This is a genomic window from Kitasatospora sp. MAP5-34, assembly GCF_029894335.1.
In the GTDB taxonomy this organism is placed as follows: Bacteria; Actinomycetota; Actinomycetes; order Streptomycetales; family Streptomycetaceae; genus Kitasatospora.
Map to the genome: position 1 here is coordinate 94,106 of NZ_JARXZC010000010.1, position 11,483 is coordinate 105,588.

The following is an 11,483-nucleotide window of genomic DNA, read 5'->3' on the forward strand; positions in this document are numbered from 1 at the left end:
TTTTCAGTGGCTCCTTCAGCGCGCGGCGGTGGTCGGTGCCGCGATGGTGCCGTCACCGTACGCCTGATCGCCCCGGACCAGCCCGCTGCCCTGCTGGGCCTCGGCGGCGTCCGAGCCGTAGCCGGTGATCCGGTTCCGCTCGTCGACGAACACGACCTTGGGGAGGTAGCCCTTGGCCTCGGCGGTCTCCATCTGCCCGTAGGCGATCAGGATCACCAGGTCACCCGGGTGGACCAGCCGGGCGGCGGCGCCGTTGATGCCGATCACGCCGGAGCCGCGCGGTCCGGCGATGGTGTACGTCTCCAGGCGGGCGCCGTTGTTGATGTCGACTATGTGGACCAGCTCGCCGGGGAGCAGGTCGGCGGCGTCGAGCAGGTCCTCGTCCACCGTCACCGAGCCGACGTAGTGCAGGTCGGCCTGGGTGACGGTGGCACGGTGGATCTTGGACTTGAGCATGGTGCGGAGCATGGGGTCACGCCTCCAGATATGAGTGCATGCCAGTACTTCGGCGGGCTTTTCTACTACTGCTCTACTGGCCGGTCCACTACCGGACGATCATGTGGACGTTGTCGATCAGGCGGGTCGACCCCACCTTCGCGGCCACGGCCAGCACAGCCTCGCCCTGGAAGTCGTCGGGGGCTTCGACGAAGTCCTCCGGGTCGATCAGGGCGAGGTAGTCGAGGGTGATGCCGTCGGCGCCGTCGAGCACGGCCGAGGCCGCCTCGCGGACGGCCTTCGGGCCCTGGGCGGCGGCGTCGCGGCCGGCCAGCAGGGCCTTGGAGAGGACCAGCGCCTGGGTGCGCTCCTGCTCCGAGAGGAAGCGGTTACGGGAGGAGAGCGCGAGCCCGTCCTCCTCGCGGATGGTCGGGACGCCGATCACCTCGACGTCGAAGTCCAGGTCGGCCACCATCCGGCGGACGATCGCCAGCTGCTGGGCGTCCTTCTCGCCGAAGAAGGCGAAGTCCGGGTCGGTGATGTGCAGCAGCTTGGCGACCACCATCAGCATGCCGTCGAAGTGCCCGGGGCGGGTGGCGCCCTCGAACCGCTCGCCCATCGGCCCGGCGGCGATCCGCACCTGCGGGGTGCCGTTCGGGTAGACCTCCTCGGGCAGCGGGGCGAACACCACGTCCGCGCCGTTCTCCTCGGCGAGGCGGACGTCGGCGGCCAGCGTGCGCGGGTAGCGGTCCAGGTCCTCGCCCTCGCCGAACTGCAGCGGGTTCACGAACACCGTCACGGCCACCCGGCCGTCGGCCCCGACCTGCTTGCGGGCGGCGCGGATCAGCGCGGCGTGACCCTCGTGCAGCGCGCCCATCGTCATCACGACGGCGTTGTCCACCGGCTGCTCGTCCGGCCAGAAGGCGGGCTCGAAGTCGGCGATGGTGTGGGTGAGGACCGCCTTGCGGACCTTCGGGGCCTTGCTGGGCTGCTTGCCGCGTGACATCAGTTGATCTCCTCGTTGAGTACGTCCAGCAGCGCCGCCGCCGACTCTTCCGGTAGCGATCCGATCCGGACCGCGCGCTGCGCGGTGGCCCGGGCCATCGCGCGGTAGGCCTGCCCGATGTCCGGGGACACCGTACTGAGCTGCTCGAGGTGCCGGTGCACCGTCCCCGTGTCACCCCGGGCGACCGGGCCGGTGAGGGCGGCGTCGCCGGAGCGCAGGCTGTTGTCCAGGGCGGCGCCGAGCAGCGGGCCGAGCAGCCGTCCGGGCTCGGCGACACCCGCCGTGCGGAGCAGCTCCAGCGCCTGCGCGACCAGGGTGACCAGGTGGTTCGCCCCGTGCGCCAGCGCCGTGTGGTAGAGCGGGCGGACCTCCTCGGGCACCCACTCCGGCTCACCGCCCATCTCGACCACCAGCGCCTCGGCGACCGGCCGCAGCTCGTCCGGTGCCGTCACGCCGAACGGGCAGCCGGCCAGTCGGGCCAGGTCGACGGAGGTGCCGGTGAAGGTCATCGCGGGGTGCAGTGCGAGCGGCAGCGCGCCCAGGCGCGTCGCGGGCTCCAGCACGGCGACGCCCTGCGCGCCCGAGGTGTGTACGAGTATCTGCCCCGGACGGACGGCCCCGGTCGCGGCCAGCCCGGCGACCAGCTCGGCGAGCGCGTCGTCGGGGACGGTCAGCAGCACCAGGTCGGCGGCGGCCAGCACCTGCGGCGGGCTGACCAGGCGGACACCCGGGAGCAGCGCCTCGGCGCGCCGCCGCGAGGTGCTGGAGACCCCGGAGGCCGCCACCACCCGGTGGCCCGCCAGCTGCAGCGCGGCGCCCAGCGCGGGGCCCACCCGCCCGGTGCCGACGACGCCGACGGCCAGCCGGGCCGGCCGGTTGCCGGGGTCGGACAGGTCGCCGAAATCCGGTGCGCCGAAGTCCGCGTGGTCGGAGAAGTCTGCGTGGTCGGACGTGCTCACGGCTCGGCTCTCGTCCTTCGCTATCCGTTCCGGTCCTCTGCGGGTACCAGACGTACCGGCCCATTCTACGGCCGACGTGACCCCCCTCCGGCTGTCTGCCGGGTCACTCGCCGGGCCGCCCGGATCATGATCTCTGCGAAAGCTTCACCGTCGGCGGGTCACTTCTCCACTTCCGGGCCGGTACGTTTCTGCAGTCCGGGGGGTCCGGCGTCCCCGAGGGAGACCATGCGCAAGCGCCTCGGCAGTCCCACGATCCGCACCAGGATCACCGCTCTCGTCCTCATCCCGATCGTGGCCCTGGTCGCTCTCTGGGCCTTCGCCATGGTCTCGATGACCGGCAATCTGCGGTCGCTGATCCGGCTGCAGGGGGTCTACCAGTACTTCGGCACCCCGGTGGACACGGCGGTGGGGCAGATCCAGATCGAGCGCCGGGTGGCCGCCGAGTACCTCGGCTCCGGCGGAGGCCAGGACGCGCTGGCCGAGCTCAGCACGCAGCAGCACGCCACCGACGAAGCCGTCCGGGCGATGCGTACGGCCGCGACCGACCCCGGCCGGCAGGGCGACCTCTCGGGTGAGCAGCGCGACCGGCTCGCGCAGATGGTCAAGGCCACCGACGGGCTGGCGGCCGTGCGCCGAGGCGTGATCACCCGGCAGATCCCGTGGGACCAGGCCGTCGACGACTACACGGCGATCATCGAGCCCGCGTTCGAGGTCCAGTCCGCGCTGACCGCCCTGCAGGCCGGGCAGCTCGCCCGCGAGGCGCAGGTGGTGATCGAGCTGGTGCGGGTGCGCGAGTTCGTCTCGCGCGAGGACGCCCTCGGGTCCGGTGCCCGGGCCGCCGGGTCCTTCACCGCCGCGCAGTTCCGGGCCTTCGCCGCGACCGTGGAGGACCGCAGGGTCTTCCAGCGGACGTACGTGCCCGCGCTGCCCGCCGACTCGCGCTCAGCCTTCGACGCCTTCGGCCTGGACGCCCGGTACACCGCGCTGACCGCCGCCGAGGACTCGGTGCTGGACGGCGGCGCGGCCGACGGCGGCTGGAGCCTCACCCGGGACGCCTGGCGCCGGACCATCGACCCGGTCGTCCCCCGCTACACGGAACTCTGCAGCCAGGCCGCCCTGAACGCCGCCGCCCGGGGCCGCGCCTTTGCGATGAACGAGCTGACCAAGGCCGCGCTGGCCGGTGGCGTCGGGCTCGTCGCGGTGGTCCTCTCGATCTGGTACTCGGTGCGCACCGGACGCCGGATCACCCAGCGGCTGCTCCGGCTGCGGGATTCGGCCGGCCTGCTGGCGACCCACCAACTGCCGAGCGTGATCCGGCGGTTGAGTGCCGGTGAGACCGTCGACGTGGAGGCCGAGGCGCCGCCGCTGACCTTCGGCACGGACGAGATCGGCGACGTCGGCCGGGCGCTCAACGACGCCCGCCGGGCGGCGGTCGAGGCGGCCGTGGAACAGGCCAGGCTCCGGCGCGGGATCTCGGGGGTCTTCCTCAACATCGCCCGCCGCAGCCAGGCGCTGATCCACCGCCAGCTCAAGCTGCTGGACGCGATGGAGCGGCGCGTCACCGACCCCGACGAGCTGGCCGACCTGTTCCGGGTCGACCACCTGACCACCCGGATGCGGCGGCACGCGGAGGGCCTGATCATCCTCTCCGGAGCCGCGCCCGGCCGGCGGTGGCGCAAGCCCGTGCCGCTGGTCGAGGTGGTCGGCTCGGCGATCGGCGGGGTCGCCGAGTACGAACGGGTCGTCGTCCCGCCGATGCCGGACGTCGCGGTCGTCGGCGAGGCCGTGGCCGACCTGGTCCACCTGGTGGCGGAGCTGGTGGAGAACGCGACCGTCTTCTCCCCGCCGCAGACCAAGGTCGGCATGCGCCTCGGTCAGGTGGCCAACGGGTATGTCCTGGAGATCGACGACCGGGGTCTCGGTATGGACCCGGACGAACTGGCCGCCGCCAACCTCGCGCTGGCCGAGCCACGGGAGTTCGACCCCACCCGGACCGAACGGCTCGGGCTCTTCGTGGTCGCCCGGCTGGCCCGGCGGCACGGGATCGGGGTGACACTCTGCCGCTCCCCGTACGGCGGGACGACGGCCGTCGTCCTGCTGCCCGCCGCCCTCCTGGCGACGGTCGAGCCGGCACCTGCGGTCGAGCCGGCACCCGCGGTCGAGCCGGCACCCGCGTTGGCCGTGGTGCCGGCGCCCACGGTCCTGCCGATGCGTAGGCTTCAGGCGGCGCCGGAGCCCGTCCCGGCCGAGCCGCCGACCGCGCCGAGTGGTCTGCCCACCAGGGTGCGGCAGGCCGGTCTCGCCCCGCAGCTGCGGGCGGAGCCGGCCCCGGAGAGCCCGGCCGAGGAGCTGTCGCCCGAGCAGGTGGGCGCGATCTTCGGCGCCTTCCAGCGGGGCCTGGACCGTGGCCGTGGCAAGGTGGCGGCGGACGATCGGCAGGACGAGGGCGATCGGCACGACGAGGAAGAAGGCGGGCGATGACGGCAGTGGACGTGACCGAGGAGGAGCCGACCGGCGGACTCCACTGGCTGCTCGACGACCTGGTCGACCGTACCGAGCACCTGCGGCAGGCGGTGCTGCTCTCCTCCGACGGGCTCGCCACCGCAGCCTCCGCCGGACTCGGCAGCGCGGACATCGACCACCTGGCCGCGCTCTGCTCCGGCTTCCACAGCCTCGCCAAGGGCGTCGGCCGCCAGTTCGACGCGGGTGGCGTCCGGCAGACCATGGTGATGCTGGACGACGCCTTCCTCTTCGTCACCCCGGCCGGGGAGGGCAGCTGCCTCGCCGTGCTGGGCGGTGTCCAGGCCGACGTCGGGCAGGTCGCCTACGAGATGGCGCTGCTGGTCAAGCGGATGGGACGGCGGCTGTCGACACCCGTGAGAGCCGAGGCCGAGGTCGCCGGTCGATCATGAGCCGGACCGAGGACCAGGAGCAGCACTGGTACGACGACGAGGCCGGCCCGATGGTCCGGCCGTTCACCGTGACCCGGGGGCGCACCCGTCCGGCCGCCGGGCAGGTCTTCGACCTGCTGGCCGAGGTGCGGGCCGTACCGGGCGCCGAGCCGGCCGGCCCGCTCGACCACGCCCGCAGCTCACTGCTCGACCAGGTGCGGCGCGGCCCGCGCCCGCTGGCCGAGCTCGCCGCCGACGCCGACCTGCCGGTCGGCGCGCTCCGGGTGCTGCTCGGTGACCTGGCGGACGACGGCCTCGTCCAGGTCGCCCCGCCGGACACCCGGGCGGGACGGCCGGACGTCGGGCTGCTGCACGAAGTGATCCAGGGTTTGCGGCGGCTCTGAGGCGCCGGCCAAAGCAGGAACAGGGACGCGAGGAGCTGAGCGAGATCGGAGGGCGACGGCCTGTGCCCTACCGATTTCGCGCAGTTCCCCGCGCCCCTTATGTGCTTGCCCGGCTACCCGAGGGCTGACGGATCGTCAGGAAACGGTGACGTCGTCGAAGTAGGTGTAGGTCGGGTACACCTCGAAGTTGTCGTCCACGTTGGTCAGGGTGAGCGTGTAGGCGTGACCGGCGGTGAGGGAGCCGGTGGCCGTCTGCCAACCCGCGCCGCTGGTGCAGGTCCTAGGGAGGACGGTGGTGGTGGCGCCGGTGGTGTTGTCCTTCAGGGTGGCCGTCGCCCAGTCGGCCGCGACGTTGGCGTCGCAGGTCACGTCGTAGGCGAAGGACAGCTTGGTGGAGCCCTTCGGTGCGGTGAAGGTCTGGCTGAGCGACGAGGTGGCGCTCGGGCTGGTCGAGCCGACCTGGGCGCCGTACTTGCCGCCGTGCTTGGCCGCCGCGTTGACGGCGGTGGAGCCGGTGGACTTCCAGCCGGTCAGGTTGCCGGTCTCGAAGCCGCCGTTGGTGATCCCGCCGGAGGGCGGCGGAGTGGTGCTGCCGAGCAGGGCGGTGGTGAGGGTGTCGGCGATGGGGGAGCCCCAGCCGGTGACCTGGTCGTAGCCGGCCTTGGTGGCGAAGTCCTGGTTGGCGCCGGTGGTGACGTCGTGGAAGGCGGTCCGGTACGCGGCGCTGTTCGCGAGCCGGTACACCTTCGGGTTCACCTCGCCCAGGTTGGCCTGGTGGGCGGCCTTGGCCTTCTGGTTGAAGAGCGCGGCGTAGCCGGACCAGAGCGGGGCGGCGGCGCTGGTGCCACCGAAGACCATCCAGGTCGGGGCCTTCTTCGGGTCCTGGCTGTAGATCGCGAAGCCGGACTTCGGGTCGGCGTCGGAGGAGATGTCCGGGACGGTACGCATGGTGCCGGTGACGCCCGTGCCCGTCTGCCACTTCGGCTTGGCGAACTGGGTGGAGACACCGCCGCCCGAGGTGCTCCAGGCGCTCTCGGAGGCGTAGCCGTTGGCGGCGGAGACCTTCAGGTTGGTGCCGCCGACGCCCGTCACGTACGGGTCCGAGGCGGGGTAGTCCACGGCCTTGACCTTGGCGCCGCTGGTGGACTGGGTGCAGTCGCGCGAGCCGTCGTCGCCCGAGGCGGAGAAGACGCTGATGCCCTGGGCGGCCGCCTGCTTGAGGTTGTTGCTCACCGCCGTCATCGTCGCGGCGGTGGTGTCCGGCTCGCAGGAGCCCCACGAGATCGAGATGACGGACGCCTTGTTGTCCGCCACGATCTTGGCGGCCATGTCGATCTCGCCGGCATCGGTGTTGGGGGCCTCGTAGACCAGCTGCTTCGCCTTGGGGGCCACGCCGCGCACGATCTCGCTGTCCAGCTCGACCTCGCCCTGGCCGTCGGTGGGCGCCGCGTCGTAGTTCGCGCCGTCCACGGAGACGGTGCTGACGGCCGGGCCCGACAGGCCGAACTGCTTGTCGTACGTGGTGAGGTTTGACGACTTGTAACCGTCGAACTCCCAGAGCGCCACCGTGCTGCCGGCGCCGTCCGCGCCGGTCTTGTCGAACCGGTACGCGCCGTCGTACTGGGCCGGGCCCAAGCCGCGCGGAGCGGCCTGCGGAGCGGCGTTGTCCGGCTTGACGATCCTGCTGTGCCGGACGGTGTGGTCGTTCAGACCCGAGAGCCCCTCCACCAGGTCCGCGATCGCGAGCGGCAGCGAGGCTGCGGCGTCGTTGGCGAAGAAGGTGCGGTTCTGCTTCGGGTCGACGTACGTGCTCTCGTGGGTGCCGAAGGCCTTGGCGATCTGGTCCGCGGTGCCGTGGGCGTCGATCACCTGGCCGTTGTCGCTGACGCCGGTGACGGTCAGGCCCTGGCTGCGCAGGAAGGCCTTGACCTTCTCCACGTCCGCCTGGGCCGGCGCGTAGCGGGCCTTGAACTGAGCGGGCGTCAGGTACTTGCCGTACTGGTCCGAAGCCGGGTCGCTCACTGCGGCGAGGAACCGGTCGAGCTCGGCGGTGTTGCGCAGCTTGAGGCCGACGGCCACCGGTATCTGCTGCTGCGCCGGGACGTCACCCTGCTTCTGGGAGGCGGCGACGGCGGGGGTCACAGTGCTGGGCAGGGTCACTCGCGCCGAGGACGCGTTGGATATCGAAGCCGCCTGCGCGGTGGCACCCAGCGAAGTCAGGGCCAGGGGCAGGACGGTCAGGGCTGCGGCTACGGCGAGCGAGCGGGGTCGCACGGGCTCCTCCTCAAGCCGGCGCGGGGGGCCGGCGGGGGCGAAGCGTTACCGGATCGGGAACGCTGGGCTAGAAGGTGTCACGGATTCCGCCCGCTGTGACCCCGCCGACCTGCGGGGATACCCCCTCCTGACGGGGGATGAGTCCCCGGCCGGCGCCCTGCTATGGCTGCTGACTCACCGGCCGGCGGAGCCGAGCGGCACGGAGAGCAGGACGTCGAAGCCACCGTCCGAACGCGGGGCCGCCGTCAGCGTCCCGCCGAGCAGGGTGGCACGCTCCCGGAGGCCGACGATGCCGTGGTTGCCGCCGGGAAGCACCAGCTGCGGGGCCTCGACGTTCGGTGTCCCGTTGCGTACGGAGACCTGGAGGGCGTCCTCGCCGACCTGCACGGTCACGGAGGTGAGCGCCCCCGGGGCGTGCTTGCGCACGTTGGTCAGCGCCTCCTGCACGGTCCGGTACGCGGCGCGCTCGACCGGCTCCGGGAGAGTCCGGCCGTCCGCTCCGTCGATCCGCAGACTCACGTCCACCTCGGACGTGGCCACCAGCCCGGGCAGGTCGGCGAGCCTGGGCTGGGGCGCCAACTCGGTCGGCCCCGCGCCGGCGGCCCGCAGCACCAGGATCATGCTGCGCAGCTCCTCCAGGGTGGCGACGGCGAGCCCGCGCACGGTACCGGCGACCTTCCTGACGTCCGGGTCCTTCGTGGTGACCTCGAGGGCTCCGGCCTGGACGGCGATCAGCCCGGCCTGGTGGGAGACCACGTCGTGCATCTCCCGGGCGATCCGGGCACGTTCCTTGGCGACGATGGCCTGCTCGTGCAGGGCCCGCTCCTGGTCGCGGGAGGCGGCGAGCTGGTCGCGGGAGGCGGCGAGCTCGGCCACCCGTTCCGAGAGGTCCCTCCTGGTCTTGGTGAGCAGGCCGAGCCAGGCGGGGCCGGTGCCCAGCAGCACGGCGTAGATCAGCCACTGGAGGATGTCGCTCGCCGTCGCCTTGGCGAACAGCGAGATCGGCCAGGGGATGAAGTCCCCGACCACCACGAGCAGCACGGCGACCGTCTTCTGCCAGACCGGCCGGGTGGTGCGGGCGACGGTGTAGACGGCCACCATGGCCGCGATCAGCGCCCGGCCGGCGAACAGGCCGGGGAGGGTGAGCAGCAGCACCGTACGCGGCAGGCGCCGCCGCAGCGGCAGGGCGGCAGCGGCGGCCAGCGACACCCAGAACGTCCAGTCGCGTGGCGGCGGGAAGTTGAGCACGGCGTCCAGCCCGGCCAGCAGCATCAGGGCGACGTCGACCGCCCGTGCGTGCAGGCGGGACTGCGGCCGCCAGAGGAGCCGGACGAACTTCACGTGCTGGGCGGCGGACGGCTGCTTCGGTCTCTGCACGGGCTGGGTCTGCACAGTCGGGGCCCTCGGGGGTTCGCTGAAGAAGCTTCGCGGGACGGTACCGCAGTCCGATTCGCCCGAGAAGACCGATTCTGTAGCCGGCCGGGCACTGCCGGTCAGAATCGGTCTCCGAACCCGTCCTACTCCCCGGCGCCCGCCCGGACCAGCCCGGCCTCGTAGGCGAGGACGACGGCCTGCACGCGGTCCCGGAGGCCCAGCTTGGCGAGGATCCGGCCGACGTGGGTCTTCACGGTGGCCTCGGAGAGGACCAGCTTGGCGGCGATCTCGCTGTTGGACAGCCCCTGGGCGACCAGCAGGAAGACCTCGCGTTCCCGGTCCGTCAGGGGGCTGAGGACGGTCGGGCCGGGGGTGGACCGGTTGGTGGGGATGACCTCGGCGAAGCGGTCGATCATGCGGCGGGTGGTGGTCGGGGCGACCACCGCGTCGCCCGCGTGGACCGAGCGGATCGCGGCGACCAGCTCGGGCGGCGGGACGTCCTTGAGCAGGAAGCCGCTGGCCCCGGCCTTGAGCGCGGCGAAGGCGTACTCGTCCAGGTCGAAGGTGGTCAGGATCAGCACGTGCGGGGCGTCCGGCCGGGGAGTGCCGTCCTCGGCGAGGCAGATCCGGCGGGTGGCCTGGACGCCGTCCAGCCGGGGCATCCGGACGTCCATCAGGATCACGTCCACCTCGGTCTGCTCCAGCACCGCCAACGCCTGCTGGCCGTCGCCCGCCTCGGCGGCGATCTCGATGTCGCCCTGCGACTGCAGGACCATCCGGAAGCCCGTACGGAGCAGTTCCTGATCGTCGACGAGCATCACCCGGATGGTCACTGAGGCTTCTTTCGCTTGGTCGGCGGGCGGTCCGGATGGGTCGGACCGTCCGTCACTTGGCTGTCTTGAGGGGCATGACCGCGCGGATCCGGAAGCCGCCGCCGGGCCTCGGCCCGACGTCGAGGCTGCCGCTGACCATGCCGACCCGCTCGCGCATGCCGATCAGACCATGCCCGAGTCCGTCGGTTCCACCGGTGCTGAGCTGCTCGTCCGTGGTGCCACGGCCGTCGTCCTCGATCAGGACCTCCAGCTCGCGGTCCCGGAAGTCCACCGCGACGTTGGCGCGGACGTCGGGGCCGCCGTGCTTGCGGACGTTGGTCAGTGCCTCCTGGACGATCCGGTACACCGTCAGCTCCACGCCGCGCGGCAGCTCCCGGGCCTCCCCGGAGGAGCTGAAGGCCACCGGCAGGCCCGCCGTGCGGACCTGCTCCAGCAGCTCGGGCAGCTCCTCGACGCCGGGCTGCGGCATGTACTCCTCGGCGGAGTCGGCCGTCCGCAGGACGCCGAGCAGCCGGCGCATCTCGACCAGCGCCTGCCGGCCGGTGCTGGCGATGGTGGACAGCGCCTCCTTGGCCTGCTGCGGCGAGTTGTCCAGCACGTACGCGGCGCCGTCGGCCTGGACGATCATCACCGAGACGTTGTGCGCGACCACGTCGTGCAGCTCGCGGGCGATCCGGGCCCGCTCGGCGGCGACCGCCACCTTGGCCTGGGCGTCCCGCTCGCGCTCCAGCCGGGCGGCGCGGTCCTCCAGCTCCATCAGGTAGGCCCGGCGGACCCGGGTGAGCCGCCCCCACGCCCAGCACAGGACGAACGGGGTGGACATCAGGACGGAGAAGAACACCGCCCGCAGCCAGCCGTGGTCGGGGCTGGAGCCCGTCGTGCCGATGAACCGCCAGACCGTCAGCGGGCCGGCCACCAGCCCGGCGCCGAGCGCCAGCCGGGAGACCCAGGAGGAGCCGAACGCGGCGCCGGTGTACGCGAACACCAGGTACCCGATGGCCGGTGACTGCGGCACGAGGTCCAGCGCCAGCTGCGCCGTCCCGAGCCCGACGGCGACGGCGGTGGTGAGATCCGTGTTGCGCCGGCGGAAGATCATCAGCACCGTCATGACCACGGCGACGGCCCAGTCGAGGCCGAGCTTGAACCCGTGCTCGTTGGGGTCGGAGATGACGGTGAAGAAGAGAATCAGCAGCGCCCAGGCGGAGTCGACCACCATGGGGTGACGGCGGAGCCACGCGTTGAGTCGATGCACGTCTCAAGCCTAGGCAGGCCCGGAAGCCGTTCAGGTCCACCGGGAGGGCGATCCG

At 72.5% G+C, this 11,483-nt stretch carries 10 protein-coding genes; 3 read left to right on the forward strand and 7 right to left on the reverse strand.

Annotated elements, in window-relative coordinates; all coding sequences use genetic code 11:
- Window positions 1-15 precede the first annotated feature (15 nt).
- The 3 genes from panD to P3T29_RS11805 form a co-directional block, all read right to left on the reverse strand.
- The gene (gene panD / locus P3T29_RS11795; protein ID WP_280716307.1) at window positions 16-468 is read right to left on the reverse strand and encodes an aspartate 1-decarboxylase; all 453 of its coding nucleotides are present in this window, start codon (window positions 466-468) and stop codon (window positions 16-18) included.
- A 76-nt stretch (window positions 469-544) separates the two neighbouring features.
- Complete coding sequence (panC, locus tag P3T29_RS11800) at window positions 545-1,441, reverse strand: pantoate--beta-alanine ligase (RefSeq protein WP_280716308.1); 897 nt, start codon at window positions 1,439-1,441, stop codon at window positions 545-547.
- A complete protein-coding gene (locus tag P3T29_RS11805; protein ID WP_280716368.1) occupies window positions 1,441-2,334 on the reverse strand; it encodes a DUF2520 domain-containing protein in 894 nt (297 codons plus the stop codon). Before P3T29_RS11805 ends, panC begins: the two co-directional genes overlap by 1 nt.
- Before the next feature lie 291 nt (window positions 2,335-2,625).
- On the opposite strand from P3T29_RS11805, the gene P3T29_RS11810 reads away from it, so the two are divergent.
- From P3T29_RS11810 to P3T29_RS11820, 3 genes are read left to right on the forward strand one after another with little or no spacing between them, the layout of a single operon-like run.
- The gene (locus P3T29_RS11810; RefSeq protein ID WP_280716309.1) at window positions 2,626-4,881 is read left to right on the forward strand and encodes a nitrate- and nitrite sensing domain-containing protein; all 2,256 of its coding nucleotides are present in this window, start codon (window positions 2,626-2,628) and stop codon (window positions 4,879-4,881) included.
- Window positions 4,878-5,312 (forward strand): roadblock/LC7 domain-containing protein, encoded by a 435-nt coding sequence (locus tag P3T29_RS11815; protein WP_280716310.1) that lies wholly within the window; start codon window positions 4,878-4,880, stop codon window positions 5,310-5,312. Before P3T29_RS11810 ends, P3T29_RS11815 begins: the two co-directional genes overlap by 4 nt.
- Window positions 5,309-5,695 (forward strand): DUF742 domain-containing protein, encoded by a 387-nt coding sequence (locus tag P3T29_RS11820; protein ID WP_280716311.1) that lies wholly within the window; start codon window positions 5,309-5,311, stop codon window positions 5,693-5,695. The genes P3T29_RS11815 and P3T29_RS11820 overlap by 4 nt, the downstream gene beginning before the upstream one ends.
- A gap of 135 nt (window positions 5,696-5,830) precedes the next feature.
- On the opposite strand, the gene P3T29_RS11825 is transcribed toward P3T29_RS11820, so the two are convergent.
- From P3T29_RS11825 to P3T29_RS11840, 4 genes are all read right to left on the reverse strand, one after another.
- Complete coding sequence (locus tag P3T29_RS11825) at window positions 5,831-7,969, reverse strand: protease pro-enzyme activation domain-containing protein (RefSeq protein WP_280716312.1); 2,139 nt, start codon at window positions 7,967-7,969, stop codon at window positions 5,831-5,833.
- A gap of 174 nt (window positions 7,970-8,143) precedes the next feature.
- Window positions 8,144-9,346, reverse strand: coding sequence for a histidine kinase (locus tag P3T29_RS11830; protein ID WP_280716313.1), 1,203 nt, complete (start codon window positions 9,344-9,346; stop codon window positions 8,144-8,146).
- Between the two features lie 140 nt (window positions 9,347-9,486).
- Entirely contained in the window at window positions 9,487-10,176 is a 690-nt protein-coding gene (locus tag P3T29_RS11835) for a response regulator transcription factor (protein WP_280716314.1), read from the reverse strand.
- Between the two features lie 52 nt (window positions 10,177-10,228).
- The gene (locus tag P3T29_RS11840) at window positions 10,229-11,428 is read right to left on the reverse strand and encodes a sensor histidine kinase (RefSeq protein WP_280716315.1); all 1,200 of its coding nucleotides are present in this window, start codon (window positions 11,426-11,428) and stop codon (window positions 10,229-10,231) included.
- Window positions 11,429-11,483: the final 55 nt, after the last annotated feature.

Coding starts and splice junctions, on each gene's coding strand:
- P3T29_RS11810 (WP_280716309.1), top strand. CDS start 2,626: ATGCGCAAGCGCCTCGGCAGTCCCACGATCCGCACCAGGATCACCGCT.
- panD (WP_280716307.1), bottom strand. CDS start 468: ATGCTCCGCACCATGCTCAAGTCCAAGATCCACCGTGCCACCGTCACC.
- P3T29_RS11815 (WP_280716310.1), top strand. CDS start 4,878: ATGACGGCAGTGGACGTGACCGAGGAGGAGCCGACCGGCGGACTCCAC.
- P3T29_RS11820 (WP_280716311.1), top strand. CDS start 5,309: ATGAGCCGGACCGAGGACCAGGAGCAGCACTGGTACGACGACGAGGCC.
- panC (WP_280716308.1), bottom strand. CDS start 1,441: ATGTCACGCGGCAAGCAGCCCAGCAAGGCCCCGAAGGTCCGCAAGGCG.